This window comes from Streptomyces sp. NPDC007896 (assembly GCF_042959425.1).
Taxonomy (GTDB): domain Bacteria; phylum Actinomycetota; class Actinomycetes; order Streptomycetales; family Streptomycetaceae; genus Streptomyces.
Genome location: NZ_JBIBKX010000013.1, coordinates 274905 through 301524, shown reverse-complemented (window position 1 = coordinate 301524; position 26620 = coordinate 274905). Strand labels below are relative to the sequence as shown.

The following is a 26620-nucleotide window of genomic DNA, read 5'->3' as shown; positions in this document are numbered from 1 at the left end:
GAATCGAAATATGTGTGGAGCGAAGGCCGGCGGCCCCGACGCCTCGACGATCAAGCCCGGTGAGACCACCATCCAGGGCCAGGTGACCCGCGACGGCGAGCCCGTCACCGGTTACGTGCGCCTGCTGGACTCGACCGGCGAGTTCACGGCGGAGGTCCCCACCTCCGCGACGGGCCAGTTCCGCTTCTACGCGGCCGAGGGCACCTGGACCGTACGCGCCCTGGTCCCCGGTGGCACCGCGGACCGCACGGTCGTCGCCCAGACGGGCGGCCTCGCCGAGGTCGCGATCGCCGTCTGACGGCATTTCTGAGTGGCCGAAGGGCCGCACCCCAGGGTTGGACGCTCGGGGTGCGGCCCTTCGGTATGTACGGGCCTAGGCTTGAGGTATGTACGCGCGACGGCGACACGTCTACTTCGCCATGATGGGGACGTGCATCGGTCTTTTCGTCCTGGCCTGGGGAGTCGTAAGGATCTGGTCGATTCCCGTGGCCGTGGGGATGTGTGTGGTGGCGATGGTGATTCCGCCGTTCGCCGCGATGGTCGCCAACCGGCGGGGGCCCGAGGACCGCTGGTGGGACGACCCGTCCGGGGATCAGAAGTCCGACGAGTGGTGGGACGAGCTCGACGGCAAGAAGCGCCGCCCGTAGGAGGGCGCGCGCGGCACCTTCAGTACACGCGGCACCTTCAGTAGACGAGCGCCTGCGTCTCGTCCGCCATCGCCTCCTGGACGAACACCTGGGCGCCCGCGATGCGTACGCCGTCGATGACGTCCTTCTCCGTGATGTCCCGGCGCGCAGCGCACTGGGTGCACAGGGTGAGCCGGCCCGCGGCCAGGACCGAGTCGATCAGATCGGGCAGCGGCGCCGCGTGCGGCAGCTCGAACTCGGCGGCCCGGCCCGGCAGTGCGAACCACGAGGACTCGCCGGTCAGCCACAGGGAGACCTCGATCCCGCTGGCCACGGCCACCGCCGCGACCGTGAACGCCTGCGAGCAGCGCTCGGGGGCATCGGCCCCCGCCGTCACCTTGATCACGAGCTTCTTCGCCATGGCCGCATGGTAGTCCGGGGGAGTTCGGAGAGAGTCCGAATCGTGATCATGTCCCTTACAACTCCATGAGATTCCCATGGGTCTCCTGTGCGCGCGGATATGGAATCCGTGCGTCGCGTTCCGTGGGGGGATGTCGTGGAAGTCGAGGAAGTACCCGTGCCAGGTCCTGAGGCAACGGGCAAGGAGACACCCGAGGAGGCGCCTCGCGTACGCCGGCGGGGGCGTACGGCCCTGTTGATCGCCACGGCCGCCGTGCTGGGGCTCGTCGGGGGCACCTGCGTCGGCTATCTGATCCAGGCCGACCGGGAGCCGACCAGGCTGCCGTCGCTCTCGCAGCCCGTGGTCGCCCAGGCCAAGGGCGCCGGGCCCGAACCCCTGTCCGCCGCGCAGGACCGCCGCGTGAAGACCGACGGCGACCTGCGCAAGCTGCTGATCAAGCGGCCGAAGGGGGCCCAGGACACCGAGTACGCACCGGGCCGCGGCGGCTGGCTGACCATGGCCGAGTACGCGGACCAGCTCAAGGACCCGGACCAGGCGTTCGGGCAGCTCGTCGGCGCGGAGTTCCGGCGTGCGGCCGGCGTCGACTGGCGGGTCGGCAGCACGTACAGCGTCGGGATCAGGCTCGTGCAGTACCGCCAGGAGGAGAAACTCTCCGCCTCCGAACAGGCCGGCAACTGGAACGTGGACGGCACCCGCAGCTGGCCCGTCCCCGGCACGGGCGACGGCATGGCGTACGTGACGACCAAGCCCGACACCAAGCCCGGCTACCTACCGGTGTACAGCGCACAGGCACACGCCTGGCGCGGTGACATCGCCATGGAGGTCTGGATCTACGACACCAAGCCGATTTCCAAGGCCAAGATCATGGACCTGGCCGAGCGGCAGATGGAGCGGCTGTGACCGACGAGCAACCGATGAGCGAGCAGCCCGTGCCCGTCGCGCCCGAATCCATCGCCCCCGTCAAGAAACCCCTCCGCCGGGGTCGCATCGCCGCCGTCGCCGGTTCCGTGCTCCTCGTCGCGGCCGTCGTCGGCGGTGCCGGCTACACCGTCGTGACCGTCCAGGACGCCGACCGGGACCCCGGCGCGCCCTCCTGGACCTTCCCGGACGCCGCCCACGACGACGCCAAGTCGGCGAAGGCCCCCGCGGGACTCGCCGCGATGCTCGTGCCGTACGGCACCGAGGGCTGGAGCCGGGGCCCGGACATCGGGGAGTTCGGCTCCGACGCCTCGCTCAGCGGGCCCGAGGCCACCGCTCTGCGCAAGGAGGCGCTGCGGGATCTGCCGCGTTCCCAGCGGCGGGAGCTGGAGAAGCGGATCGACAAGCAGCACACCAAGGGCATCGCGATGCGCAGCTACCTCAGCACCTCCAACGGGTACGCCTCCACGCTGTACGCCGACAGCGCCTTCACCATGAGCGTCGAGCTGGCCCAGATCGAGGACAAGGCGGCGGTGAAGGGCATGTCGACGTTCCAGAACGAGTTTCTCGACGCCCTCAAGATCTTCCGCAAGGGTCCGGAGATCAAGGGCCACAAGAACGCGAAGTGCTTCCTGCCGCCCAAGGACAAGGACGAGAAGCTCGACATGATGGTCTGCTCCGCCTACCAGGGTGACGTGCTGGTCAGCGCGACCGCCTACGGGGCCAAGCCGTTGGACACCAAGGGTGTCGCGATGCTGCTGCGCGAGCAGCTCGACCGCATCGCCGAGCCGGGGGAGGCGGTATGACCGAGCGGACGAGCTCCGTCGAGGACGCGGCGGCGACGCCCGTCGAGGACGGGACCACGGCGCCGGTCGGGGCGCAGGCCGCGCTGCCACCCGCGCCCGAGGCGCAGGACGCGCTGCCACCCGCGCCCGAGGCGCCGGCCGCGGTCGGCGGTCCCGAGGCCGTACCCGCGGTCGTCGACCCGGAGGTGCCGTCCACGGCCGTCGGGGCCGAGGTGCCCCCGGCCCGGGTGCGCAAGGACCGTCGGGTGCTGCGGGCCGTGCTGCGCTGGACCGCCGCCACCGTGGTCTTCGCGGCGGTCGGCACGTCGGTCGCGTACGGCATCACCCGCATGGACCGCACCGACGTACCCGGTCTGGCGACGGAGTCGGACGGGCGCTGGGACTACCCGACCATCACCCGGCCGCCGCTGCCCTCCGGCAGCCCGCGCCCGTTCGCCGAGTCGAACAAGACCGGCACCCACTACGCCGATCTGCGCAGGCTCGTGCTGCCCGCCCCGAAGGGCGCACACGTCGACACGGCGCTGCGCGGGACGGACGGCTGGCTGGCGACGACGAGGTTCCTGGCGGAGTACGCCACGCGGGACGACCGGGAGACGGTCGGGCAGCAGCTGACCGACAACGGTCTGCGGCACATCGCGGCCCGCGGCTGGACGACCCCGGACGGCACGCACACCCGGATCTACCTGTTGCAGTTCGACTCGGTCGTCGTCGCGGACGAGGTGAACTCGCCCGGGCTGACCAGCTACAACATGCCGAACTACGCGGTGCGCGGCGCCGAGCGGACGATGGCCGACGACCGGTTCCCGGACCGCGCCGCGGTCGACGACGTGGTCCGTCACGCGTACGACGAGATCAAGCCGTACGGCGCCGAGCAGGTCCGCCAGGCGTACCTCTCGGCCGGGGACACCCTCGCCCTGATCGTGCAGTCCCGCAAGGGCGCCGCGCGGGCGGTCCCGTTCCAGCAGACGGTGGTCCTCCAGAGCCAGCTGCTCGGCTGACCACACCTGGGCGTACCGCGCGGAGAACCGCCCGGGAGTACCTCGCAGAGAGCCCCGAGCCCCGGCCCACTAAGCTGGGGCTCGGCTCTTGTACCGCCCACCCGCTCATCCGAGGAGCACCCCGTGGAGATCTTCTTCGAAACCCTGCTGGTCCTGGTCTGCGTCGGCGTGATCGCCTTCGCCGGGCTGACCGTGAAGAAGCTGTACCAGGGCCAGCGCTGACCCCCATCGAGGAACTGCCGAGCTCATGATCGAGATCCCGTCCGACCTGCACAAGGACCTGCTTCCCCTTGCCTTCCTGCTCGGCAGCTGGGCCGGTGCGGGCGTTCACGACTTCCCCGGCTCCGAGAAGTGCAACTTCGGGCAGGAGGTCACCTTCACCCACGACGGGCGAGACTTCCTGGAGTACCACTCGCGCACCTGGGTGCTCGACGCCGACGGGAACAAGGTCCGGCCGCTGGAGACCGAGTCCGGCTTCTGGCGCGTCGACTCCGACCGCAAGGTCGAGGTCGTCATGACCCGCGACGACGGTGTCGTCGAGATCTGGTACGGCGGCCTGGCCCCCAAGACGCCGCAGATCGACCTGGTCACCGATGCCGTGGCACGCACGGCGGCTGCGGGTCCCTACACCGGCGGCAAGCGCCTCTACGGCTATGTGAAGAGCGACCTCATGTGGGTCGGTGAGAAGCAGACCCCCGAGGTCGAGCTGCGCCCCTACATGTCCGCGCACCTGAAGAAGGTCGTCACTCCGGAGGACGTCGAGCGCTGGGCCAAGGCCCTCCCGGACGACATGCCGGACGACGGAATCGCGTTCTTCAAGTAGTCCGGAAGTGGTCGGGCCGGTTCAGAGGCTCTCCTCAGGTCGTCACATCCCGGAATGGTCCTAGACTTCCTGTGTGGTGAGCACCGACTGGAAGAGCGACCTGAGGCAGCGCGGCTACCGGCTGACGCCGCAGCGCCAGCTTGTCCTCGAAGCCGTGGACACCCTGGAGCACGCGACCCCCGACGACATCCTCATCGAGGTGAGGAAGACGGCGTCGGGGGTCAACATTTCCACCGTGTACCGGACCCTGGAGCTCCTGGAGGAGCTCGGTCTGGTCAGCCACGCGCACCTCGGGCACGGCGCGCCGACCTACCATCTCGCCGACCGGCATCACCACATCCATCTGGTCTGCCGGGACTGCACGAACGTCATCGAGGCCGATGTCGAGGTGGCCGCCGAGTTCCGGGCCAAGCTGCGTGACACGTTCGGCTTCGAGACGGACATGAAGCACTTCGCGATCTTCGGCCGGTGCAAGGACTGCTCTCTCAAGAGTTCAACTACCAAGTCGTAGGCTGGGTGTATGAAGAGCCCTCTCCTGTCCCTGCCCGGCGCCGTCCCCGCCGAAGGCGTGGATGAACAGGTCGCAGCCCATTACGGTGACCTGTTCCGCGAGCAGCGCGCCCTCGCCGACGGCACCGGCTTCGTGGACCTCTCGCACCGCGGTGTCGTCGCCGTCACCGGCGACGACCGGCTGAGCTGGCTGCACCTGCTGCTCACCCAGCACGTCACGGACCTCCCGGCGGGCCGCGCCACCGAGGCGCTGATCCTCTCCGCGCACGGCCACATCGAGCACGCGCTGTACCTCGTCGACGACGGCACCACCACCTGGGCCCACGTCGAACCCGGCACCCAGGACGCGTTGCTCGCGTACCTGGAGTCGATGAAGTTCTTCTACCGCGTCGAGACCGCCGACCGCACGGACGACTTCGCGGTCGTGCACCTGCCGGCCGGTTCGATCGCCGAGGTCCCCGAGGGCGTGGTCGTACGCGAGACGCCGTACGGGCGTGATCTCTTCCTGCCGCGTACGGACCTGGAGTCGTACGCCGAGAAGGCCGGTCCGCCGGCCGGGCTGCTGGCCTACGAGGCGCTGCGCGTCGAACACCACCGCCCGCGGCTCGGTTTCGAGACCGACCACCGCACGATCCCGCACGAGCTGGGCTGGATCGGCACCGCGGTGCACCTCCAGAAGGGCTGCTACCGGGGCCAGGAGACCGTCGCCCGCGTACAGAACCTGGGCAAGCCCCCGCGCCGGCTCGTCTTCCTGCACCTGGACGGCAGCGAGGTCCATCTGCCGCCGCACGGCGCCGAACTGCGCCTCGCGGACGACGGCCCCGACGGCCGGAAGATCGGCTTCATCACCACCTCCGTACGCCACCACGAGCTCGGCCCGATCGCGCTCGGCCTGGTGAAGCGGAACGTGCCGCTGGACGCGCGGCTGCTGGCGGACACGACGGCGGCGGCGCAGGAGGTCGTGGTCGAGCCGTAGGGCCTTCGACCGGTCACATCTCCAGGAGCACGGTGAACGGGCCGTCGTTCGTCAGCGAGACGCGCATCTGCGCGCCGAACCGGCCCGTCGCCACCGTGGCGCCCAGCGCGCGGAGCTGGGCCACGACCTCGTCGACGAGGGGTTCGGCGACATCGCCGGGGGCGGCCGCGTTCCAGGTGGGGCGGCGGCCCTTGCGGGCGTCGCCGTACAGGGTGAACTGGCTGATGACGAGCAGCGGCGCGTCGATGTCGGAGCACGACCTCTCGTCCGCCAGCATCCGGATGGACCAGAGTTTGCGGGCGAGTTGGGCCGCCTTCTCCTTGGTGTCCTCGTGCGTGACACCGACGAGGACGCACAGCCCTTCGCCGTCGATCGCTCCGACCGTCTCCGGACCGTGTTCCCCGTTCACGACGACGCTCGCGCCGTCCACCCTCTGCACCACCGCACGCATGGGAACCATCATGCCGTGCGGGGAGGAGCCCCCCTTCACGGGGCTGAACGCCTTCGCGCGTGATCCCCTGACCTCTTTCGAGGGGTCCTTTGGGGGTTTCTTTTTGCTCCTTACCCCCCCATCTGGGGCCGATCGGGGGCACTCGGTCACATAGCGGCCACTTGGGGTGGCACGATGCGTGTGTTGCGGTGCAACCGTGGGGTGGACCGCGCCGGTCGAGGGGACGGTAGAGGCACATGAGCACACCGAGTACCGGGCAGCAGCCGCCCGGGGCTGTGTCGTTGACCCGTACGAGTCCAAGGGCGGAAGGCGGTCGTACGGGGGTTCATCGTCCTCCCGTGCAGCGCACCGACAGTCCGCTGCGCCCGGACCCGCCCGCACCCGAACTGCCCCTGCTGCGGCTGCCCGAACTGCGGACCCTGCGGCGCGACGCGCAGCGCGACGAGGCCGACCTCAGCTATGTGCGGCGACTGCTCCAGGGGCGGATCGACATCCTGCGGGCTGAGCTGGCGCGCCGCGGGGGACTGCGGGCGCCCTCCGCGACATCGGGCTCGCCGTTGGTCTCGGGCCTGGGAACGAGTCCGGGTCTGCGCCCGGCCGTAGGGAGGGGGGCGGGTTCCGGTTCCGGCGGGGCGTCGGTCGTCGACCGGCTCGCGGAGATCCTGACGGACGCGCCCGCCCGGCACCGTTCGTCGGCCCGCCATGTGACAGTGGGCACACCGTACGGCGAGGAGTACCGGCGGCTGGCCGCGGACATGCTCGCCGAGGTGGAGCTGTCGGACCTGGAAGCACGTACGGACGACGAGCTCGGCGCGGGGATGGGACGGCTCGTGCGCTACGAGCAGCAGGTCTCCCGGCGGCGCCAGCACCTGCAGCGGACCGCCGACGATTGCAGCGCCGAGATCGCCCGCAGGTACCGTGATGGGGAAGCACAAGTAGACGACCTGCTCATGTGACGCGGTGGCCCCCGGCGATCCCGGGGGCACGTGCGGCGGCTGCGGCGGTGCCGGTGGTCCGGGACATCCGGGGCCGGGCCCCATGGCTCCGCCCGGTTCCGCGGTCGCGGCGGCCGCGCCCGGGAACGGCCCGGGCCGCGGTCGTGGGGCTCGGCCGGGGATACGCCATCGGGGGACCTCCCGTACGGCGCCGCGGTTCGATCACCGGGCGGGTCCCTGTCATGGAAGGCCACCGCCGATGTCCGCCGCCGCTCCTGCCGTCCCCGCAGACCCCTTCATACCGCCTGTTCTCGCCGAGGTCGTCCGTTCGGGATTCGTCGAGGGGCGTCATCGGGGCAGCCTGGTGCTGCTGGGCGCGGACGGGTCGGTCGAGCTGGCGCTGGGCGAGGTGACCGCGCCGGTCTTCCCGCGCTCGTCGAACAAGCCGATGCAGGCGGCGGGTGTGCTGCGGGCGGGGCTGGACCTGGCCGGCGAACGGCTGGCTCTCGCCGCCGCCAGCCACTCCGGGGAGGCCTTCCACCGCGATCTCGTCCAGAAGATGCTGGCCGAGCACGGGCTGGACGCCGGGCAGTTGCAGTGCCCGCCGGATCTGCCGCTGGACCCGGCGGAGGCGGAGACCTATCTCGCCGGGGGCGCGGTCCGTGACCGGGTCACCATGAACTGCTCCGGCAAGCACGCGGCGATGCTCGCGGTGTGCGCGCTGCGAGGCTGGCCCCTGGACTCCTACCTGGACCCCGGGCATCCACTCCAGCAGCTCATCCACACGGTGGTCGAGGAGGCGGCGGGGGAGTCGGTGGCGGCGGTCGGTACGGACGGCTGCGGTGCGCCGCTGATGGCGATCAGCCTCACAGGCCTTGCCCGTGCCTTCCGTTCCTTCGTCCTCGCTGCCCCCGGCTCCGCCGAACGGCGTGTCGCCGACGCCATGCGTGCCCACCCCGAGTACGTCGCCGGGACGCGCCGTCCCGACACCTGGCTCATGCGCGAGATACCCGGTGCCCTCTCCAAGATGGGTGCGGAGGCCGTCCAGGCGGTGGCCCTCCCCGACGGCAGGGCCCTCGCCTTCAAGATCGACGACGGCGCCACCCGAGCACTCGGCCCCGTCCTCGCCCGCGCCCTGTCCCTCCTGGGCACGCAATCCCCGATCCTCTCCAAAATCGGCCACGCTCCCCTGACGGGCGGAGGCGTTGAGGTGGGCGAGATCCGAGCGGTGTTCTAGGCCCGCCCCCCAGCGTTCCTCGCCCCCGCCGCCCCTACCCGACCCATCCCAGGGGCTCCGCCCCTTCGACCCCACCGGGGGCTACGCCCCCGAACCCCCCGCGGGGCTCCGCCCCTGCACCCCACCGGGGGCTGCCGCCCCCTGCACCCCCGCATCACTGCGCCCCGCACCCCGCATCGCCCGAAGGGCTCGTCCTCAAACGCCGGGCGGGCTGAAGATGCGCGCAGCGCCCCTTAGGGGCGCGGGGAACTGCGCGATCAGCCCCCACTCACCCGCAGTCGAAAGGACGGCTTACGGGGTCCGGGGCGGAGCCCCGGGGATGGGTCGGGTAGGGGCGGCGGGGGCGAAAACGGTGCGACGGGGCGTGCTCGGCGTCCTAGCGTGAACCCATGAGCCGTCGCGAAGAAATCGACGTACGAACGATCACAGAGACCGAGATCCCGGCCTGGATCCGCGCGCTGCACACGGGGTTCCTGCGCTCCCCGGTCGTATCGGACCAGGAGATCACCAACCGCGGTTCGATCATCCTCCCGCAGCGAACCCTCGGCGCATTCGACACCGACCTCCCTCACTCTCGACTTCGCTCGAGCGGGGGGACCCCCATCGTCGCCACCTTCCGATCGTTCCCGCAGCAGCTCACCACCGTCGGCGGCACCCCCGTCCCCGCCGACGCCATCACCAACGTCTCCGTCACCCCCACCCACCGCCGCCGAGGCCTCCTCACCCGCATGATGGCCACCGACCTCACCGCCGCGAAGGACCGCGGCGACGTGGTCGCCACCCTCATCGCCGCGGAGTACCCGATCTACGGGCGGTACGGCTTCGGCCAGGCCACCACCGCCACCGAGTGGACCATCGACGTCACCAGGTCGGGCCTGGACCCCCGCTGGTCGGGCCCGTCCGACGGCGCCCGAATCGACCTGGTGGACGGCGAGGACGTACGCAAGCTCGGCCCGGACCTGCACGACCGCCTGCGTCGCACCCAGCCGGGCACGGTCGACCGCGACGAGCGCTGGTGGCAGATCAACACCGGCGTACTGAGCCTGAGCGACGACTCGTGGAAGGAACCCTTCTACGCCGTGTACCGCTCGGCGACCGGCGAGGTCGAGGGCCTGGTCTCGTACGAGTCGGACGACAACTGGAGCGACGTCAAGCAACCGCTGAACACGGCGGAAGTGAACTGGCTGATCACGGTGACCCCGGCGGCCGAAGGCGCCCTGTGGCACTACCTCTGCTCGATCGACTGGATCGCCCACGTCAAGACCGGCTGGCGCGCCCCCGACGACCTGCTCCCGCACTTCCTCCCCGATCCGCGCGCCGCCCGCATCACGACCCAGGCGGACTGGCTGTGGGTGCGGATCCTGGATGTCGTACGGGCTCTGGAGGCGCGTACGTACGCGGGGTCCGGGACCTTGGTCCTGGACGTCACCGACGGGGACGGACTCTCCGCCGGGCGCTACCGCCTGGAGGCCGGACCCGACGGGGCGACCTGCGCACCGACCACGACGACCGCCGATCTCACCCTGAACGTGGGTGAGTTGGCGGCCCTGTGGCTGGGCGACGAGTCGGCGGTGCGGCTCGCCGCGCTCGGGCGGGTGCGGGAAGAACGAGAGGGCGCCGCCGTCTTCGCCGACGCCCTGCTCCGCACGTCCAGGCGACCGTGGTGCCCGGACATCTTCTGATTCCGATTCCGATTCCGATTCCGATTTCCGAATGGTGTGGCCTGTACGGCTGGTGTGGTGGTGCGCGGTGTGCTGCGGGTGCTCCTTCCGGTTCCGTCGGTGCGTGGTGGTGCACTGCATCCGTAGCCGTGCGGTGGTGCGGTGGTGCGGTACGGACTGACCGAGCTCCCGGCTCCCCTCCGGAGGGGAGCCCGGTCAGCCGGACTGCCGGACGGTGGCGTCCGATCAGCCGGACTGGGCGAGCAGCATCACGAGCAGGACGGCTCCGATGCCGCTGATGGTGGTGTTCTTGGCCTTGAGGCCGACGGACAGCGCGACGAACGCGATGATGCCCAGCGGCCCGTACTTCCACTGGATGAGTTGCTCGAATCCGATGGCGAGGGCGGCGACGGCGAGGGCGATGAGCGGCATGACGTTCCCTCCTTGGGGCCCTGGGGAGGACGACTGTGGCGGCCAACCCTCGGGAAGTGTGACCATGTTGTGCAAGTTGGCAACCAACTCATTGATAGTTATCTCCGCGTTGGGTCGACTCATAACCACCTATCCCGCAACTGCCCAAAGATGGCGCGAAGTTGTAGTGTTTGGTCGTGGAACCGGAACACGCCTCCGTCAATGGACGGAACAGGTCACCACGGCCACAGAGGTCACACCGCGAGGTGGCCGACGAGCTGCGCAGCCGGATCAGGTCCGGCCGGCTGCGGCCGGGGCAGCGCATGCCCACGCAGGCCAAGCTGGCCGACGAGTTCGGTGTCGAACGCGGGGCGGTCCGGCAGGCGCTGCGCATCCTGCAGTCGGAACATCTGCTCGTCAATGTGTCCAAAGGGAGCCCGGCGACTGTCGCCGACACCCTGGAACGGGCTCTGACCGGCCCGGAAGCCTCGCCGCAGCCCACCACGGTGGCACTCGGTGGCCGGATCACGGCCGCCTTCGAAGCCCCGCACGTGGAGATCGACGCGCTGTGCCTGACGTCGATATCGCTCACCCTTGCCATGGGCGAACCCCTCCGGCAAATTCACGCGGGCCGAATAAAACCGGCCAGGGTGGACGTCCGCGTGCTGCTTCCCAGCAGTGACATCGACCTCGCCTTTCCCGCGCCGGTGGACGCCTCGGCGGCCGGCCGGCTCCAGCGCAGCTGGCTGACCAACCGAAACGCCCAGGGCCAGGTGCTGCGCCACAACCTGCTCGCCCTGCGCGCCACGCACGGCATCGACGTCAACGTCACCTTCCGCGCGCTCCCCTTCACCCCGCCGGTGAAGTTGTACCTGCTCAACGGGGTCGAGGCGCTCTTCGCTTACTACACGCTGACCAGGCGCGAGGAGGAAGTGGACCACGAGTACCTGGAGATGTACGACGTCCAGGGCACCCAGTCCATGCTGTTCCCCTTCGCGCAGGGGACCGGGCTGCGGGACACCACGTTCGTGGAGCAGTCCCACCTCTGGTTCAACGCGCTGTGGGAGACCATCAGCTCGAAGCTGCTGCTCTCGAGCTGACCGACTCTCCCCTGCACGTCACAGGGCAGGACCCGCGACCATCAGGGCGAGGACGACCGCGCCGATGGAGCTGCAGGTGGGGCTCTTCGCCTTGATGCCGATGGTGAGGAGCAGCAGGCCGATGACGCCTGTCGTGCCGTACTGCCACTGCACGAACTGGTCGAAGCCGACGACGAAGAGGGCGGAGAGAAGGGCGATGGCGGGCATGGGCGGTTCTCCTGCTTCTACTGTGGCGTGGTGGTTCCTCTGGGGTGTGCGATGGTGAGGCCGGGTGAGTCGGAGACGGACTCGGGTGAGGGAGGCAAAACTTCCGCCAACTTGGCCAAGTTGGTGACCAACTCTGATTAAGTTGTCCCCACTTGGCTACTAGCTATAAACAACTTTCAAACAACTCCCCGTAGATGGGCGAGAGTTGTAGCGTTTGGTCGTGACCCAGGAGAACGTTGCAGTGAACGGCAGCAGAAGGCTCTCGCCCCAGGAGATCGCCGACGCCCTGCGGGATCGGATCCGGGCCGGTGAGCTCAAGGCGGGCGACCGTCTGCCAACTCAGGCCGAGTTGGCAGAGGAGTTCGGTGTCGAGCGGGGCACCGTCCGCCAGGCCCTGCGCGCGCTCCAGGACGACGGACTGCTGAGCAACGTCAGCAAGGGCAGCCCCCCACGGATCGCGGAGCCGCCGGCCTCGGCCCGGAACGAGCCGCAGACGACGATGGTCGGACTGGCTCCCCGGCTGGCGGACGCGTTCTCCGCGCCGCACGTCCGGGTCGACGCCGCCTGCCTGACCGCCGAGACCCTGATGCTGGCGCTCGGTGAACCCGTCCGCCAGATCCACGAGGGCCGCATCCTCCCGGAGTCGATCGACGTCCGTATCCTGCTCCCGTCCCGGAACATCAACCTCGCCTTCCCGGTCCCCGTCGACGGCCGCGGTGACGACGACCCGGTCCACGAGCGCTGGCTCGCCCAGCGCAACGCCCAGGTCCACGTCCTCCAGCACAACCTGCGCGCCCTGCGCTCCTCGCACGGCATCGACGTACGCGTGGCGTTCCGGGCCCTGCCCTTCACCCCGCCCGTGAAGCTGTACCTGCTCAACGGCGTCGAGGCCTTAATCGCCTACTACATGGTCATGCGGCGCGAGGAGGAGGTGGCCGACGGAATGCTGGACATGTACGACGCCGTGGGCTCGGAGTCCCTCCTCTTCTCCTTCGAGAAGCGGACCGGTCAGCGGGACGCCGCGTTCGTGGACCAATCCCAGAAGTGGTTCGACGCCCTCTGGGAAACCATCACCACGGACCTGACACTCTCCTAGTGACTTCTGATACGGCGCAGACTGAACCTGTGGCAGCAGAGACCGATAACTTGCGGGAAGTGATCGAACGCGCTCGCTTTGTGCTCTTCGACTTCGACGGGCCGATCTGCCGGCTGTTCGCGGGGCACTCCGCGGAGGACGTGGCGAAGGACCTGGTGGAGTGGCTGGAGCGACAGGGGCTGCGGGGACTGCTCACCGAAGAGGAACAGGTCCACCCGGACCCGATGGTCGTCCTCTACGCCGTCCACCGCCGCCATCCGCACAGTGATCTGGTGAGCGAGCTGGAGGAACGCCTCACCCAGCAGGAACTCAAGGCGGTGCCGTCCGCCTGGCCCACCGCGTACGCGGACCCGCTGATCCGGACCTGGAGCGCGGTCGGCGCGCGGCTGGCCATAGCGACCAACAACTCGGCCCGCACGGCCACGAGTTACCTCGCGAGCCGGGATCTCACCGGCTGCTTCGCCCCCAACATCTACGGCCGTGGCCAGGACCTGCACCACCTCAAACCGGACCCGCACTGCCTCAACCGCGCCCTGAACGCCCTGGGCGCCGCCCCCGCCGCCGCCCTGATGATCGGCGACGCCCCCTCGGACTACGAGGCCGCCCGCCAGGCCGGCGTCCCCTTCCTCGGCTACGCCCACACCGCCTACAAGGAGAAGCTCCTGCGCGAAGCGGGCGCCGAGGACGTGGTGAGCTCACTGGAACCGGTGCTGAGGGTGCTTCGGGGGTCGGCCTGAAGTGTCGAGCTTGAAGTGTCGAGCCTGAAGTGTCGAGCCTGAAGCGTCTGGCCCGGAGGTTTTGGGCCTGAGGAGGTCAGGCCTGAAGCTGAAGGGTCAGCAGGAAGAAGAGGCCGGCCAGGGCTCCGGCCGACCAGCGGACCAGGCGGGGATGCTTCGCCTGTACGCCCACCAGGGCCGCGGTGAACACGACCAGACCTGTGAACCCGAGTCGTGTCTGCACCAGCTGGGACACGCAGAATTCGATGCCTATGCCTACCAGTTGAAAGAAGATCATGGTTCCCCCCGTCCACTTCAGTGAATCGATCAACTAACTGTCCAATTGGACTGGTTGCCTTGAATCTGGTCTGCCCTATCTCTTTGATCCCTTAACGAGTCAGGCCACTTCCAGCTTTTCGGCGGCCGAATCCAGCCGCCAATGTGACTGGAAGCGGTTTGTCCGTGAGGTGAGCGAGGTACGGTCGCGGTGTGACGGAAGAACGCGGCGACGGAGGGGGAACGGAGTTCGTGCGCGTCCTGGAGACGTTGCGCGTCCGGATCGCCGACGGCACGTACGCGGTGGGATCCCAGTTGCCCCCCCAACGTGAACTCGCCGAGGAACTCGGGGTCTCACGCGACACCGTGCAGCGCGTGGTGCGGGAGATGAACAGCGAAGGCTGGATCAAGTCCCGTCAGGGCAGCGGATCACGTGTGGTGAAGAGCCCGATCCACCTGGGAGCGCCGCAGAAGGAGGCACCCAGGGTGCGTGCGGCCCTGGGTCCCTTCATCGCGCGCGCCTTCGCCCAACCCGTCGTTCGGTTGGACGTGTTCACCCTCACGTCCGAGTCCCTGGACACCCATATCCGCCTGCAGGCCGAGAGCATCCGCCTCGGCATGGTGCGGCCCGACCGCATCGAACTGCGCATGCTGCTGCCCTCGGAGGCCCTTGTGCTTCCGTATCCGCGCGCCAAGGAGCCGGAGGACGGTGCGGAGCCTCAGGAACCCGGCCAATTGGAACGCCTGCACGAGCAGCTCCAGGAACGACTGCGCGCCATCACCCGCCGGCACACGATGTCGCTGCGTGCCGCCCTGCGTGATCTCCAGGGCGAAGGTCTGGTGCCGTTCGTACAGGTGGAGATCCGGCACGTACCGCTGGCCCCGGCATTCAAGCTCTATCTGCGCCCCGGGGCCGAGGCGTTGTTCGGGCCGTACGAAATAGTGCGGCGGTCCGTCCTGCTGGACGACGGCACGGAGCTCGACGCCACGGACGTACTTGGTCTGGGGGCGACCCTGACCCGTCACGTCAACGACGAGGGTGATCCGGACTCCCCGGGTTCTGTGTTCATGGAGAGCATGCAGGCCTGGTTCGACTCCTGCTGGCACCTGCTCGCGGAAGCGCCCTGAGGCGACCCACATTCCACCGGGCCTCCAACGGAGTAACGCCGTGGAGATATACAACTCTCTCTCAGGTAGGAAGAGATTCCGCAGTCGGCTCTGCGGTAAGCGCGGGTGGGCACTAAGGTGTGCTCACCCCGGTCGGGGCGCATGAACATCTGTAATGACGCACAGTTATTCAGGAGTGACCCGTGGGCGTTCCGCCGATGCCGGGACCGCCTGGCCCACCGGCTCTGGAAAGGGCGGCGGACACGGCGTACGACGACTTCGTGCGCTACGCCAGGGCGCTCGGCTCGTTCGGCCGAGGACACCACAACCTGAACTACATGGTGCGGCCGCTCACGGACGACGAGTCCCGTCTGGTGGTGTGCGACGACGGGGCGCCGGTGACCGTGCGGGTGCGGATTCCCTCGGCGCTGCCCGTGGTCATCAGGACGTGGCAGGACGAGGCGGAGATCCTCAACACGATCTGCGGTGTGCTGCCTCACGTTCCGCGGTGCCTGGTCAAGCACGCAGACGTGACCATCCTCAGTTACGTGGATGGTGTTCCGCTGTCGAGGGTCTGCCCCAACGGCAACCATGTGGACTCGGACCTGGTCGCCGCGCTCGCGGAGCTCCTCGCGGACATGACGCAGGTGCGCAGGCAGCACCTTCCTCCGCTGCCGGCGTCGTGGCCCCGGTCCAGCCGGGACAGCAGAGCTTTTTTGCGAGCGTTGGCCTTCGCGGCGGAGGAGCAGATCCGGCAGCGCAACCGGGCCGAGTTCGGCGGGCTCTTCGCGATGCTGGGGATCCCGGAAGACGCGATGGTGCGCTTCGCGGAGCGGCTGCCGGCGCTCGTCAGTCGTCCCTTCAGCCTCCTCCACACGGACCTGCACCGGGACAACGTGATCGTCTCCTACGCCGGTGATCCCCCCTTGATCTGCGTCGACTGGGAGCTGGCGACCTACGGGGACCCGCTGCACGACCTCGCCACGCATCTGGTGCGGATGGAGTATCCCGATCACCAGTGGCCCGCGGTGATCGAGGCGTGGCGCGAGGCCATGGGACGGCGGCGCCCCAAAGCCGTGCACGGTCTCGACCGCGACCTCAAGCACTACCTGGCCTTCGAGCGCGCCCAGTCCGTCTACCCGGATGTGATGCGGGCCGCCTCCTCGCTCGGTGACTCCTTCGACCAGCAGAGGCTGGACGCCGCGACCCGTGCGGTGCACCGGGCGCTGCTGGAGGCCGAGGCGCCACTGCGGCTCATGAGCGTGCCGGACGAGAGCGAGATCGAGCGCACCCTCTTCCGCTGGAACGAGTCCCACGGAGGCCTGCACAACCGCGACCGGTCGGTCTCGGAGATCGTCTGGGAACGCGACCACCGCGTCCCCCCGCATCCGGAGTTCCCCGCTTCGGCTGTCAGCAAGGCACTGTTCGAGGAGGGGGCGGCGGCCGCGGACCGTGTGTTCAAGGGAACGGCTCATCTCAACACGGCCGTGCGGGTGCCAGAAGTGACGTTTCCCGTCATGGTCCGCCGAAAGGTCGGCGCGGCGAACGCCCGGGAGCGCCGGTTCCTCAATGAGCACGCCGTCCTGGAGGCCATCGAGCGGTCAAACGTTTCCCTGCGGGCCCCGGGGGCGAGTCCGCGGGTGCGCGCTCCGCGGGTGCGGGCCCCGCGCGTGCTGGCCCTGGGCACCAGTGGACTGAAGGAACAGTTCACCATCCATTCGTACGAAGGGTCGGCCGACGAGTTCCGGCCACCGGAGCATCCCGCGGACGGACTCCGGCCGCACGAGGCGGACGACCTCGTGGATCAGCTCCTGGCGCTCACCTTCGTCGACTGCGAGCGGCTGGACCCCGATCTACGGGGATGGGATTTCTACCGGGGCCTTCGCGACGAACTGGTCCGTATGGTGAACCACCTCCCCAAGGCCACCGGTGACTTGGCGCGGGAACTGGGTCTGCCCAACGGCTACCGACTCGGTGAGATCCTGGACCGCCACACCCTGGTCCCGCGTCGGCCCGTGCTGCTGCACGGCGACCTCAACCCGTGGAACCTCGTGCGCCAGGACAACGGCGGCCTGATCCTCATCGACTGGGAGATGGCGATCGTCGGTGACCCGCTGTACGACCTCGTCCGCCACATGCACCTCACCCCCACGCGTCCCGAGATCCGCGAGCGGCTGTTCTCGCGCTGGGATCGGCTGCTGCCGGAGGAGTGCACCAAGGGCTGGAGCGAGGACTGGCGCGTGTACCGCTGGATGGAGGTCGTCCGCTCGGCCTACGTGGATCTCGACCGTCTGGTGACCGGCGACAGTCTGGACGCCCCCAACGTCCGCCGGGCGGTGGACAGCTACGCGATGACCTTGGCCGAGGCCACGGCGGCGCTGGGACTGTCGGGGAAACTGACGGCGAATCCCTATCTCGCCCGCGCGCTGCCGCACGGGGACCGTGGAGGCCGACGGACAGCCGGGGTCTCCGCGGACTTCTGACCCTCCGCGGTCGTCCGACTGTCGTCGGCCCCGAGCCGGCGCTCTCCCACACCTACAACACCTACAACACCTACAACACCTACAACACCTACGACACCTCCAGCACCACCTTCCCCACCAACCCCCGCCCCTCAATGGCCGCGTGCGCCTGCGCCGCCCGTCCCAGGGGGAACACCTCACCGATCACCGGCCGCAGCCGCCCCGCCGCGGCGGCGGCAAAGACGTCGGACGTGAAGCGCCGCAGGTCGGCGGGGCTGAACTGGACGTCGGCGATGCCGAAGAGCTGGATTCCCCGGCGTGCGGCCTCCTCCGTGTCGAGGGGAGAGAAGCCGCCCGACGCCGCTCCATGGGCGGAGAACCGGCCGCCGTCGGCCGTCAAGGGCAGGGCGGCGGCTCCCAGATCGCCGCCCACACCGTCCAGGACGACGTCCGCCCCCTCGACGGCCCCGCCGAGCATCTTGCGGGCGGCGGACACCCAGTCGTCCCGGGTGGCGTCCACCACGTCGTCCGCCCCCAGGTCCCTTACCAGGTCGAGTTTGGCGTCTCCGCGGGCCACACCGATCACCCGCGCCTCGCGCTCGTGGGCCAGTTGGACCAGCAGCGTGCCCATGCCGCCGGAGGCGCCGAGGACCAGTACGCGGTCGGTGGGACCCACGGCGGTCAGTTCGAGCAGGCCGGTGGCGGTGACGCCGTCGTGGACCAGGGCCGCCGCGCTGCGCAGGTCCAGGACGTCGGGCACCACCGTCAGCGCCGACACCGCCGCCACGGCCCGCTCCGCATAGCTGCCCGTGACATAGGACGTGACCCGGCGCCCCAGCCACTCGTCGGGAACGCCGGCCCCCAGGGCGCCGACGACACCGGACACACCACCCCCGGGGACGTACGGCGGAGCCACCCGGAACCATTCCCGGCCCCACCCCGTCCGCACCTGCGTCTCCACGAAGATCGTGTCCACGTACGCCACGTCGATCACGACCTCCCCCGGCCCCGGAACCGGATCGGGAAGCTCCACGGGAACCAGGACCTCGGGGCCGCCGAACTCCTTCACCTGCACTGCACGCATCGGAACGCTCCTCAAAGTCGGAAAGAGGTAGGGCCGAACGCCGGACAGTCTTCGACCTGAAGCCTGGTTGAGGTCAAGGAGGGTCAAGCAGGGTCAAAGGAGGTGCCGGGGCGTGCGTAGGCTCGGGGCATGGGTGAGATCGGACTGCGCGAGCGCAAGAAGCAGCGGATGTACCAGGCTGTCTCCGACATCGCGATCGGACTCTTCCTGGAGAAGGGGTTCGACGCCGTGTCCGTCGCGGAGGTGGCCGCCGCCGCCGAGATCTCCAAGCCGACCCTCTTCCGGTACTTCCCGACCAAGGAGGACCTGGTCCTGCACCGGTTCGCCGATCACGAGGACGAATCCGCGCGCGTGGCCGCACGCGGGCCGTCCCCGTTGACGGCGCTGCGCCGTCACTTCCTCGACGGGCTGGAGCGCCGCGATCCCGTCACCGGCCTCAACGACGCCCCGCAGGTCCTGGCCTATCACCGCCTCCTCTACGGGACGCCCTCCCTGGCCGCCGGGATGTTCAGATACCTGGAGCGGTCCGAAGCCGCGCTCGCCGGGGCGCTCGGCGGCGACCTCGGCGCCCGGCTCGCCGCCGCTCAGATCATCGCCGTACAGCGCGTCCTCGCCCTGGAGAACTGGCGGCGGATCGCCGACGGTGAGGCCGTCGAGCAGGTGCGCCCCGACGCGGTCGCCGCGGCCGAGGAGGCGTTCGCACAGCTGGGGGTGGGTCTTCCGCGCTATGTGTAGCCCCTGGGGTGGGGTGACCGACAGGTAGAGCTACCGAGTAAAGAATGTTACTCGGTAACGCTATTCGCTATCCTTGGTCGAGTGACGTCTACCGACCCCGCCCTCGCCCGCTCCCTCACCCATGAACGCGCCCACCACGACGCCTGCCGTGCCGGCCTCGCCGCGATGGTCGACGGCGCCGAGGAGCAGGTCGTCACCGGCGAGGACGTCTCCGCCTCCGGTGCCGACGCCGAAGTCCTCGGCCGGCAACTGCGCGGCCAGGCCAGGGATCTGCGCGAACTCCCCGAAGGCCCGCTGTTCTTCGGCAAGCTGGACTTCGCCCCCGGGGGCGGTGAACACGCCGGGCAGAGCTACCACATCGGCCGCCTGCGCATCACCGAACACCCCGCCGCCCCACCCCTCGTCGTCGACTGGCGCGCCCCCGTCTCACGCGCCTTCTATCAGGCGAGCGCCCGCGATCCGCAGGGCGTGGCCGTGCGCCGGCGCTTCGGCTGGGCGCCGGGGAGCAAGGGGGACTCGGCGGACCTCACCGGTCTGGAGGACGAACACATCGGAGGGGGCCGACCGGAGCGGGACGGCCACCGGGACGGGGACGGCCGCCGGGACGGGGACGGCCGCCGGGATCGGGACCATGAAGGCCCCTCGGTTCCGGAGAGCAGCATTCTCACGGGCGAGATCGAGCGCCCCCGTGTCGGCCCCATGCGGGACATCGCCGCGACCATCCAACCCGAGCAGGACCACCTCGTCCGCGGAAACCTCGCCATGTCCGTGTGCGTGCAGGGCGCCCCTGGCACCGGCAAGACGGCTGTCGGCCTGCACCGGGCCGCGTACCTCCTCTACACCCACCCCCAGCGCATCCGCCGCGGTGGACTGCTGATCCTCGGCCCCAACCCCACCTTCCTCGCGTACATCGCCGAGGTGCTGCCGGCCCTCGGCGAGAGCGGCGTACGGCAGTCGACGCTCGGGGACGAGATCGCCCGCCACCCCGTCACGGCGCGCGACGACGAGCGCGCTGCCGCCGTCAAACACGACGCCCGGATGGCGGAGGTCCTGCGCCGGGCCCTGTACGGGAACATCGGCACGTACGCCGACGCCCTCGTCGTGCCCGACGGTTCGTACCGGTGGCGGGTACCGGTCGAGGAACTGAACCGCATCGTGGACGGCGTACGGGCGGAAGAACCCCCGTACGGCATCGGGCGCGAGCGGGTACGGACGCGGGCCGTGCGCCGTCTGCGGGAACAGGCCGAATGGCGCGCCGGACCCCAGACGAACGCCTGGGCGCGGAAGGTCTCCGGGTCCCGGCCGGTCGGCGCGTATGTCGACACGGTCTGGCCCCGGATGCGGCCCGAGGAGGTCCTCGCCCGGCTCCTCACCGACGCCGAGGCGCTGGCCGGCGCCGCGGACGGGCTGCTGGACGCCGACGAGCAGAAGGCGATCCTGTGGGCCAAGCCGCCCCGCTCGTACAAGTCGGCCCGGTGGTCGGCCGCCGATCTCGTCCTTCTCGACGAGGTCGCCGGGCTCGTCGAACACCCGGAAGGCTACGGCCACGTGGTCGTCGACGAGGCGCAGGACCTGTCGCCGATGGAGTGCCGGGCGATCGCGCGCCGGGCCCCCTTCGGGTCGCTCACGGTGCTCGGGGATCTCGCGCAGGGCACGACGCCGTGGGCGGCCCGGGAGTGGGGCGAGCTGCTCGGGCATCTCGGGAAGCCGGATGCGGCCGTGGTGCCGCTGACGATCGGGTTCCGGGTGCCGGAAGCCGTCGTAGGGCTGGCCAACCGGCTGCTGGCTCGGCTCGACGTGCGCGTACCGCCGGCTCGGTCACTGCGCCGCGACGGGGAGCTGACCGTCCGCGCGGTTCCCGACGCACGGGACGTACTGCCCGCCACCGTCGACGCGGTGCGCGGCGCGCTCGCGCACGAGGGGTCCATCGGCGTCATCGCGGCCGACCCGGACGCCGGTGGGGTGCGCGAGGCGCTGCACGCCGCCGGGATCGAGGCCGCGGGGCCCGAGGAACTGGGCGCACGTGTCGCGGTGGTGCCGGCCACGCTCGCCAAGGGGCTCGAGTACGACCATGTGGTGGCCGTTGAACCGGCGGCCGTCGCCGAGGCGGAGGCGCGCGGCCTGCACCGGCTGTACGTGGTGCTCACCCGGGCCGTGTCACGGCTGGAGGTCGTGCACGCGCGGCCCCTGCCCTGGTGACCCGGCGGCCACCGGGGCTAGGACCGGCCGTGTGCCCCGGCGGCCACCGGGGCAGGGGTCGCCGGCCGGCCTCAGGAGCGGGTCAGGGGGTGGCCGCCGCCTCCAGGACCGGGATCAACTGTTCCTCCTCGTAGGCGAGATGGGCTTCCAGCTCCTCCGTCAGGCGTACCACCTCGGGGAGTACGCGAGCCGGGTCCGCGGGCCGCTCGCCGACCACCCGGCGCAACTCCTCAACCAGTACCGCGATCCGTTCGTGTTCGACGCGCAGCCGGTCCAGGACCGGGGTGAGGCCGGGGTGGCGGTCGGCGAGGACACGGAAGAGACCGAGGTCTTCGCCGGTGTGGTGCCGGTGCAGGCCCTGGCAGAGGGAGAGGCAGTTGACCCGGAGCTGGGCACCGAGGGAACTGCCCGAGGCGGCGAACTCTTCGCGGATGAGCGCCAGTTCGCGCCGGAAGGCGTCATGGATGACCCTCAGCGCCTCGCCCGTCGAGCCCGCGTTGACGTGCGGCGGACCGTCCCGCGGGATCTCGCGGAGCGCGACGACGGGGATCACCCGTTCCGTCTTCGCCTGGTACTGCGCCCATCCCTGATCGGCCTCCACCGCGCGGGCGAAGAGCAGGTCGCGCTCGGCGCCATCGAGGACGACGGCCTCGGCGTCGTAGGTGAAGACGCCGCTCTCGACCCGCACGCGCGGGTGGGCGACGAGGTTGCGGTACCAGTCCGGGTGCCGGTGCGCGCCCCCGGCGGAGGCGATCACGACGACGCGGTCGCCGCCGTCGGGGTAGTAGCCGACGGGGGTGGTGTGCGGGGTTCCGGTGCGGGCGCCGGTGGTGGTGAGCAGAAGGAGCCGGGCCGCCTCGAAATATCCGCCGACTTTCCCGTGGCGGGCACGGAACTCGTCGATGATTTGCTGATTGAAGGGGTTGGGCATGCGTCGCTTTCTTTTGTTTTCGGGCACGGTGAATTGCCGCGGGGCGTTTTGGGGCGCAGCGCGGTAAGGGAATGCGGGAGAGCGCGCGGAATTCCGGAAGAACGGACGCGCGGTGAGGTGAAGAGGTGACGTCAAGAGGCGACGTCAAGAGGCGACGTCAAGAGGCGACGTCAAGAGGTGACGTGAAGAAGGGGGGTGGTCGGGGTGGGCGGGGCTCTGCCCCGCCTCGGCCTCACTCGGAGGCCGGGCAACCAACTCGCTCACGGCACAAGGCCGACCCGGCAGTCATGGGCGCAACGTTAATGCCGTACGCGCGTCGAGGCAATCCCGTATCGAGCGAAATACGGGATTGCCTCGACGGATTTCCTTGCTGTCAGTTGTCGAGAACGGAGATTTCGAGTCGGCCCAGCCGGTCCGGCTCCGCGATCACGTCGATTTCGGTGATCAGACCGTCCGCGATCGTGAAGACGAGCACCACGGAAAGCCGGCCGCGCGGGGCCATCGCCAGCCCGACCGTCCCGTCGACGAGCGCGACCCCGGTGAACGCGGCGCGGCCGGTCGCGGCCATCGCGCCCTTGGCCACGGTGTGGGCCCCGCGGACCACGACGGGTTCGGGGGTGGGGATGACGGCCTGGTCGGCGCGCAGGACCACGTCGGGGTGGAGCAGAGCGACCAGCGCGTCGAAGTTCCCGCCCCGGGTGGCGGCGAGGAACGCGTCGACGACCCGGTGCCGCCGTGCCAGATCCGCCTCGGGCAGCGGTGAGGCGCCCTTGACCCGCCGCCGGGCCCGGCTGGCGAGCTGGCGTACGGCGGCCGGGGACCGTTCGAGCATCGGGCCGATCTCGTCGAAGGGCACGGCGAACATGTCGTGCAGCACGAAGGCGAGCCGTTCGGCGGGCGCCAGCGTGTCGAGTACGACGAGCAGGGCCACGCCCACGGAGTCGGCGAGCACCGCCTCCTCTTCGGGGTCCCGGCCGTCCGCCGGGCCGACGACGGCATCGGCGACCCGTGCGTCGACGTGGACGTCGAGGGACTCCTCGCGCTGTCGTTCGCGCGTGCGGAGCAGGTTCAGACAGACCCGGGCCACGACCGTGGTCAGCCATCCGGCGAGGTTCTCGACGCCGCTCGTGTCGGCGCGGTCGACGCGCAGCCAGGCCTCCTGGAGGGCGTCGTCGGCCTCGCTCAGCGAGCCGAGCATGCGGTAGGCCACCGCGCGCAGATGGGACCGGTGTTCCTCGAAGCGTTCCGCCGCCAACACGTTCTCCCCCACCGTGTCACGTTCCTTCCTCGCCGGGTGTCAGAGCAGTAGACCATCGAGATTGGAGAGGCCATGACGAATTTGACGACACCCATCCTGGTCACCGGCGGCACGGGCACCCTCGGGAGTCATGTCGTCCCGCTGCTGCGGGCGGCCGGTCACGAGGTGCGGATCCTCAGCCGCCACAGCCGTGAGTCCGTGGCGGACCCCGGCATCGAGTACGTCGCGGTCGACCTGCTCACGGGTGAGGGGATCGAGCCCGCGCTGGCAGGGGTGGACACGGTCCTGCACCTCGCGGGCGGCAACAAGGGTGACGACAGGGCGACGCGGAATCTGGTGCGGGCCGCGACGAACGCCGGTGTACGGCACCTCGTGCACATCTCGGTCATCGGCGCGGACACGATGCCGATCGGCTGGTTCAGGACCCAGCTGGCGGCCGAGCGGGAGGTCACGGAGTCCGGCATTGCGTGGACGATGCTGCGCGCGGCCCAGTTCCACGACCTCGTCCTGACGATGGCGGAGAAGATGGCGAAGCTGCCGGTCGTCCCGGTCCCGGGCGGGCTGCGGTTCCAGCCGGTGGACTCGCGCGAGGTGGCGGCCCGGCTGGTCGAGCTGACGCTCGGGGAGCCGGCCGGTCTCGTCCCCGATCTGGCCGGCCCGACGGTGTACGGCCTCGGCGACCTCGTTCGCGGCTACCTCGAGGCCCACGGCAGGCGCCGCCCGCTGCTCCCGCTGCGGATGCCCGGAAAGGCCGGCCGCGCCTACCGGGCCGGCGAAAATCTCTCCCTCGCCGACGCCGACACGGGCAAGCGCACGTGGGAGCGGTTCCTCGCGGAGCGGGTGGGTTGATCGAGGGGGATCTGCTAAAAGCCCGGCCGCGTTCGCCGGCGATGACGGAAAGGGGGCTACCCACTCCTTTCCACTCTCAACGTATAGCGCACCGGGGGGCTTGCGGCAAGGCCCCGGTGGTGTCGCAGAATGGCCGGCCAAGGCCAGTACCTGCGGAAATGGCAGATTCGCGAAGTGCGTGTGCCGGTGTCGGCGTAGGGGTTGCGCGGGAATGCCGCACCGCCGGTGGGACCCGCGGTGCGGCCGGCCGAAATCCAATCTCATTGAATGGGCGTTTGATGATTGACGTGATCGTGGTCGGCGGCGGACCGACCGGCTTGATGCTGGCCGGTGAGTTGCGGCTGCACGGTGTGCACGTGGTCGTGCTGGAGAAATTGACCGAGCCGACCAAGGAGTCCCGCGGGCGCGGCCTGCACACGCGCAGCGTCGAGATGATGGATCAGCGCGGTCTGCTGGACCGGTTCCTCGCGGTCAGCGAGAAGTTCCAGGTCGGCGGTTTCTTCGGCGGCATCCTCAAGCCGTGGCCGGACAGGTTGGACACGGCTCACCCGTACGGCCTCTCCACCCTGCAGCCGGCCACCGAGCGGCTGCTCAACGAGCGTGCCCTCGAACTCGGTGCCGAGATCCGGCGCGGCTGCGAGGTGGTCGGGCTGAGCCAGTCCGATGACGGGGCCGGGGGCGGGGTGACCGTCGAGCTGGCGGACGGCACGCACCTGCGCTCGCGCTACCTCGTCGGGTGCGACGGCGGTCGCAGTGTGGTGCGCAGGGAGCTCGGCGTCGGTTTCCCCGGCGAGCCCGCCAAGGTCGAGACGCTGCTGGGCGACATGGAGATGACCGAGGATCAGGCGACGGTCGCCGCCGTCGTCGAGGAGGTCCGCAAGACCCAACTGCGGTTCGGCACCATCCCCAACGGGGACGGGACGTACCGCGTCATCGTGCCCGCCGACGGCGTGGCCGAGGACCGTACGACCGCGCCGACCCTCGAGGAGTTCAAGCAGCGGCTGCGGGCCCTCGCGGGCACCGACTTCGGCGTGCACTCGCCGCGCTGGCTGTCCCGGTTCGGCGACGCCACCCGGCAGGCCGAGCGCTACCGGGTCGGCCGGGTGCTGCTGGCCGGCGACGCGGCGCACATCCACCCGCCGACCGGCGGGCAGGGGCTCAACCTCGGTGTGCAGGACGCGTTCAACCTCGGCTGGAAGCTGGCCGCCGCGGTCGACGGCTGGGCACCGGAGGGGCTCCTTGACAGCTACCACGCCGAACGGCACCCGGTGGGCGCCCGTGTGCTGGACAACACCCGCGCGCAGATCACGCTGCTGGGGACCGATCCGGGGGCGACCGCGCTGCGGGAGCTGCTGTCGAAGCTGATGGACTTCGAGGAGGTGAACCGGTACGTGACCGGGATGATCACCGCGGTCGGGGTCCGCTACGACTTCGGCGAGGGCCATGAACTGCTCGGCCGACGGCTGCGGGACGTGGGGCTGAAGCGGGGGCGTCTCTACGAGCTGATGCACGGTGGCCGCGGGCTGCTGCTCGACCAGACCGGCCGGCTCTCGGTGGCGGGCTGGGCGGACCGGGTCGACCATGTCGTCGACGTCAGCGAGGAACTGGACGTGCCCGCGGTGCTGCTGCGGCCGGACGGCCATGTGGCGTGGGTCGGTGAGGACCAGCGGGATCTGGTCGGCCGGCTGCCCAAGTGGTTCGGGGCTGCCGTCGGCTGAGCGCGCGGGAGCCCCTTCGTGGCGCGGCCCGCAGGCACCCCCTTCGTGGCGCAGCGCACTTTTGCAAGCGGGTGCTTGCAATTGTTAGCGGAAGTGCGGCAAGGTGGAG

General features: G+C 70.1%; 28 protein-coding genes. 20 read left to right on the top strand and 8 right to left on the bottom strand.

Going from position 1 to position 26620, the window contains the following annotated elements; translation table 11 throughout:
• Positions 1-10: 10 nt before the first annotated feature.
• Positions 11-298, top strand: a complete 288-nt coding sequence (locus tag ACFZDJ_RS36290) for a DUF1416 domain-containing protein (RefSeq protein ID WP_054232391.1) — start codon at positions 11-13, stop codon at positions 296-298.
• Between the two features lie 88 nt (positions 299-386).
• On the top strand, positions 387-647 hold the full coding sequence (locus tag ACFZDJ_RS36285) for a DUF3099 domain-containing protein (protein WP_067371511.1): 261 nt from the start codon (positions 387-389) through the stop codon (positions 645-647).
• A 37-nt stretch (positions 648-684) separates the two neighbouring features.
• On the opposite strand, the gene ACFZDJ_RS36280 is transcribed toward ACFZDJ_RS36285, so the two are convergent.
• Complete coding sequence (locus tag ACFZDJ_RS36280; protein ID WP_390930792.1) at positions 685-1047, bottom strand: DsrE family protein; 363 nt, start codon at positions 1045-1047, stop codon at positions 685-687.
• Between the two features lie 99 nt (positions 1048-1146).
• Here ACFZDJ_RS36280 and ACFZDJ_RS36275 point away from each other — a divergent pair, with 99 nt between their 5' ends.
• The 6 genes from ACFZDJ_RS36275 (at position 1147) to ACFZDJ_RS36250 (ending at position 6078) form a co-directional block, all read left to right on the top strand.
• Complete coding sequence (locus ACFZDJ_RS36275) at positions 1147-1947, top strand: hypothetical protein (RefSeq protein ID WP_391065327.1); 801 nt, start codon at positions 1147-1149, stop codon at positions 1945-1947.
• A 14-nt stretch (positions 1948-1961) separates the two neighbouring features.
• Positions 1962-2771, top strand: a complete 810-nt coding sequence (locus ACFZDJ_RS36270; RefSeq protein ID WP_391065428.1) for a hypothetical protein — start codon at positions 1962-1964, stop codon at positions 2769-2771.
• A complete protein-coding gene (locus ACFZDJ_RS36265; protein WP_391065324.1) occupies positions 2768-3769 on the top strand; it encodes a hypothetical protein in 1002 nt (333 codons plus the stop codon). Before ACFZDJ_RS36270 ends, ACFZDJ_RS36265 begins: the two co-directional genes overlap by 4 nt.
• Positions 3770-4016: 247 nt before the next feature.
• The gene (locus ACFZDJ_RS36260; protein ID WP_390930786.1) at positions 4017-4592 is read left to right on the top strand and encodes a heme-binding beta-barrel domain-containing protein; all 576 of its coding nucleotides are present in this window, start codon (positions 4017-4019) and stop codon (positions 4590-4592) included.
• Positions 4593-4665: 73 nt separating this feature from the next.
• Complete coding sequence (locus tag ACFZDJ_RS36255; protein WP_168509426.1) at positions 4666-5103, top strand: Fur family transcriptional regulator; 438 nt, start codon at positions 4666-4668, stop codon at positions 5101-5103.
• A 9-nt stretch (positions 5104-5112) separates the two neighbouring features.
• Positions 5113-6078 (top strand): YgfZ/GcvT domain-containing protein, encoded by a 966-nt coding sequence (locus ACFZDJ_RS36250; RefSeq protein WP_390930784.1) that lies wholly within the window; start codon positions 5113-5115, stop codon positions 6076-6078.
• A 13-nt stretch (positions 6079-6091) separates the two neighbouring features.
• Here the strand turns inward: ACFZDJ_RS36250 and dtd are convergent, their stop codons facing one another.
• Entirely contained in the window at positions 6092-6529 is a 438-nt protein-coding gene (gene dtd / locus ACFZDJ_RS36245) for a D-aminoacyl-tRNA deacylase (protein ID WP_384914605.1), read from the bottom strand.
• Positions 6530-6765: 236 nt separating this feature from the next.
• Here dtd and ACFZDJ_RS36240 point away from each other — a divergent pair, with 236 nt between their 5' ends.
• The 3 genes from ACFZDJ_RS36240 (at position 6766) to ACFZDJ_RS36230 (ending at position 10383) form a co-directional block, all read left to right on the top strand.
• The gene (locus tag ACFZDJ_RS36240; protein ID WP_390930782.1) at positions 6766-7485 is read left to right on the top strand and encodes an AmfC protein; all 720 of its coding nucleotides are present in this window, start codon (positions 6766-6768) and stop codon (positions 7483-7485) included.
• A 238-nt stretch (positions 7486-7723) separates the two neighbouring features.
• Positions 7724-8701, top strand: coding sequence for an asparaginase (locus tag ACFZDJ_RS36235; protein WP_384914599.1), 978 nt, complete (start codon positions 7724-7726; stop codon positions 8699-8701).
• A gap of 389 nt (positions 8702-9090) precedes the next feature.
• Complete coding sequence (locus ACFZDJ_RS36230; protein ID WP_391065321.1) at positions 9091-10383, top strand: GNAT family N-acetyltransferase; 1293 nt, start codon at positions 9091-9093, stop codon at positions 10381-10383.
• Between the two features lie 225 nt (positions 10384-10608).
• Here the strand turns inward: ACFZDJ_RS36230 and ACFZDJ_RS36225 are convergent, their stop codons facing one another.
• Positions 10609-10794, bottom strand: a complete 186-nt coding sequence (locus tag ACFZDJ_RS36225; protein ID WP_054232402.1) for a hypothetical protein — start codon at positions 10792-10794, stop codon at positions 10609-10611.
• Between the two features lie 170 nt (positions 10795-10964).
• Here ACFZDJ_RS36225 and ACFZDJ_RS36220 point away from each other — a divergent pair, with 170 nt between their 5' ends.
• Positions 10965-11873, top strand: coding sequence for a FadR/GntR family transcriptional regulator (locus tag ACFZDJ_RS36220; RefSeq protein WP_168493032.1), 909 nt, complete (start codon positions 10965-10967; stop codon positions 11871-11873).
• Positions 11874-11891: 18 nt separating this feature from the next.
• Here ACFZDJ_RS36220 and ACFZDJ_RS36215 read toward each other — a convergent pair whose 3' ends face one another.
• Positions 11892-12080: a hypothetical protein gene (locus tag ACFZDJ_RS36215; protein WP_054232404.1), complete on the bottom strand. Its 189-nt coding sequence runs from the start codon at positions 12078-12080 to the stop codon at positions 11892-11894.
• A 241-nt stretch (positions 12081-12321) separates the two neighbouring features.
• Here ACFZDJ_RS36215 and ACFZDJ_RS36210 point away from each other — a divergent pair, with 241 nt between their 5' ends.
• A complete protein-coding gene (locus ACFZDJ_RS36210; protein ID WP_391065318.1) occupies positions 12322-13176 on the top strand; it encodes a GntR family transcriptional regulator in 855 nt (284 codons plus the stop codon).
• Entirely contained in the window at positions 13125-13913 is a 789-nt protein-coding gene (locus ACFZDJ_RS36205; protein ID WP_385378351.1) for an HAD family hydrolase, read from the top strand. Before ACFZDJ_RS36210 ends, ACFZDJ_RS36205 begins: the two co-directional genes overlap by 52 nt.
• Before the next feature lie 76 nt (positions 13914-13989).
• Here the strand turns inward: ACFZDJ_RS36205 and ACFZDJ_RS36200 are convergent, their stop codons facing one another.
• Entirely contained in the window at positions 13990-14190 is a 201-nt protein-coding gene (locus ACFZDJ_RS36200) for a hypothetical protein (protein ID WP_390930774.1), read from the bottom strand.
• A 191-nt stretch (positions 14191-14381) separates the two neighbouring features.
• Between ACFZDJ_RS36200 and ACFZDJ_RS36195 the strand changes: the two genes are divergently transcribed.
• Together ACFZDJ_RS36195 and ACFZDJ_RS36190 are read left to right on the top strand one after the other, a co-directional pair.
• Positions 14382-15296 (top strand): GntR family transcriptional regulator, encoded by a 915-nt coding sequence (locus ACFZDJ_RS36195; RefSeq protein WP_391065316.1) that lies wholly within the window; start codon positions 14382-14384, stop codon positions 15294-15296.
• A gap of 182 nt (positions 15297-15478) precedes the next feature.
• Positions 15479-17758 (top strand): phosphotransferase, encoded by a 2280-nt coding sequence (locus ACFZDJ_RS36190; protein WP_390930770.1) that lies wholly within the window; start codon positions 15479-15481, stop codon positions 17756-17758.
• Between the two features lie 88 nt (positions 17759-17846).
• Here ACFZDJ_RS36190 and ACFZDJ_RS36185 read toward each other — a convergent pair whose 3' ends face one another.
• A complete protein-coding gene (locus ACFZDJ_RS36185; RefSeq protein WP_391065314.1) occupies positions 17847-18821 on the bottom strand; it encodes a zinc-binding dehydrogenase in 975 nt (324 codons plus the stop codon).
• A 129-nt stretch (positions 18822-18950) separates the two neighbouring features.
• On the opposite strand from ACFZDJ_RS36185, the gene ACFZDJ_RS36180 reads away from it, so the two are divergent.
• Positions 18951-19556 carry a TetR family transcriptional regulator gene (locus tag ACFZDJ_RS36180; RefSeq protein WP_390930767.1) on the top strand — a complete coding sequence of 202 codons (606 nt, stop codon included), beginning with the start codon at positions 18951-18953 and terminating at the stop codon, positions 19554-19556.
• 81 nt (positions 19557-19637) lie between these two features.
• On the top strand, positions 19638-21755 hold the full coding sequence (locus tag ACFZDJ_RS36175; RefSeq protein WP_391065311.1) for a HelD family protein: 2118 nt from the start codon (positions 19638-19640) through the stop codon (positions 21753-21755).
• An 82-nt stretch (positions 21756-21837) separates the two neighbouring features.
• On the opposite strand, the gene ACFZDJ_RS36170 is transcribed toward ACFZDJ_RS36175, so the two are convergent.
• Both ACFZDJ_RS36170 and ACFZDJ_RS36165 read right to left on the bottom strand, forming a co-directional pair.
• Positions 21838-22686 carry a nitroreductase/quinone reductase family protein gene (locus tag ACFZDJ_RS36170; protein ID WP_391065308.1) on the bottom strand — a complete coding sequence of 283 codons (849 nt, stop codon included), beginning with the start codon at positions 22684-22686 and terminating at the stop codon, positions 21838-21840.
• A 373-nt stretch (positions 22687-23059) separates the two neighbouring features.
• Positions 23060-23956, bottom strand: a complete 897-nt coding sequence (locus ACFZDJ_RS36165; protein WP_390930763.1) for a sigma-70 family RNA polymerase sigma factor — start codon at positions 23954-23956, stop codon at positions 23060-23062.
• Between the two features lie 60 nt (positions 23957-24016).
• On the opposite strand from ACFZDJ_RS36165, the gene ACFZDJ_RS36160 reads away from it, so the two are divergent.
• Together ACFZDJ_RS36160 and rox are read left to right on the top strand one after the other, a co-directional pair.
• Complete coding sequence (locus ACFZDJ_RS36160) at positions 24017-24793, top strand: SDR family oxidoreductase (protein ID WP_384914564.1); 777 nt, start codon at positions 24017-24019, stop codon at positions 24791-24793.
• 278 nt (positions 24794-25071) lie between these two features.
• Entirely contained in the window at positions 25072-26511 is a 1440-nt protein-coding gene (gene rox, locus ACFZDJ_RS36155) for a rifampin monooxygenase (protein ID WP_390930760.1), read from the top strand.
• Positions 26512-26620 lie beyond the last annotated feature (109 nt).

Coding starts and splice junctions, on each gene's coding strand:
- ACFZDJ_RS36250 (WP_390930784.1), top strand. CDS start 5,113: ATGAAGAGCCCTCTCCTGTCCCTGCCCGGCGCCGTCCCCGCCGAAGGC.
- ACFZDJ_RS36285 (WP_067371511.1), top strand. CDS start 387: ATGTACGCGCGACGGCGACACGTCTACTTCGCCATGATGGGGACGTGC.
- ACFZDJ_RS36160 (WP_384914564.1), top strand. CDS start 24,017: ATGACGAATTTGACGACACCCATCCTGGTCACCGGCGGCACGGGCACC.
- ACFZDJ_RS36235 (WP_384914599.1), top strand. CDS start 7,724: ATGTCCGCCGCCGCTCCTGCCGTCCCCGCAGACCCCTTCATACCGCCT.
- rox (WP_390930760.1), top strand. CDS start 25,072: ATGATTGACGTGATCGTGGTCGGCGGCGGACCGACCGGCTTGATGCTG.
- ACFZDJ_RS36265 (WP_391065324.1), top strand. CDS start 2,768: ATGACCGAGCGGACGAGCTCCGTCGAGGACGCGGCGGCGACGCCCGTC.
- ACFZDJ_RS36180 (WP_390930767.1), top strand. CDS start 18,951: ATGGGTGAGATCGGACTGCGCGAGCGCAAGAAGCAGCGGATGTACCAG.
- ACFZDJ_RS36170 (WP_391065308.1), bottom strand. CDS start 22,686: ATGCCCAACCCCTTCAATCAGCAAATCATCGACGAGTTCCGTGCCCGC.
- ACFZDJ_RS36200 (WP_390930774.1), bottom strand. CDS start 14,190: ATGATCTTCTTTCAACTGGTAGGCATAGGCATCGAATTCTGCGTGTCC.
- ACFZDJ_RS36225 (WP_054232402.1), bottom strand. CDS start 10,794: ATGCCGCTCATCGCCCTCGCCGTCGCCGCCCTCGCCATCGGATTCGAG.
- ACFZDJ_RS36260 (WP_390930786.1), top strand. CDS start 4,017: ATGATCGAGATCCCGTCCGACCTGCACAAGGACCTGCTTCCCCTTGCC.
- dtd (WP_384914605.1), bottom strand. CDS start 6,529: ATGCGTGCGGTGGTGCAGAGGGTGGACGGCGCGAGCGTCGTCGTGAAC.
- ACFZDJ_RS36215 (WP_054232404.1), bottom strand. CDS start 12,080: ATGCCCGCCATCGCCCTTCTCTCCGCCCTCTTCGTCGTCGGCTTCGAC.
- ACFZDJ_RS36185 (WP_391065314.1), bottom strand. CDS start 18,821: ATGCGTGCAGTGCAGGTGAAGGAGTTCGGCGGCCCCGAGGTCCTGGTT.
- ACFZDJ_RS36230 (WP_391065321.1), top strand. CDS start 9,091: ATGAGCCGTCGCGAAGAAATCGACGTACGAACGATCACAGAGACCGAG.
- ACFZDJ_RS36240 (WP_390930782.1), top strand. CDS start 6,766: ATGAGCACACCGAGTACCGGGCAGCAGCCGCCCGGGGCTGTGTCGTTG.
- ACFZDJ_RS36275 (WP_391065327.1), top strand. CDS start 1,147: ATGGAATCCGTGCGTCGCGTTCCGTGGGGGGATGTCGTGGAAGTCGAG.
- ACFZDJ_RS36270 (WP_391065428.1), top strand. CDS start 1,962: ATGAGCGAGCAGCCCGTGCCCGTCGCGCCCGAATCCATCGCCCCCGTC.
- ACFZDJ_RS36280 (WP_390930792.1), bottom strand. CDS start 1,047: ATGGCGAAGAAGCTCGTGATCAAGGTGACGGCGGGGGCCGATGCCCCC.
- ACFZDJ_RS36290 (WP_054232391.1), top strand. CDS start 11: ATGTGTGGAGCGAAGGCCGGCGGCCCCGACGCCTCGACGATCAAGCCC.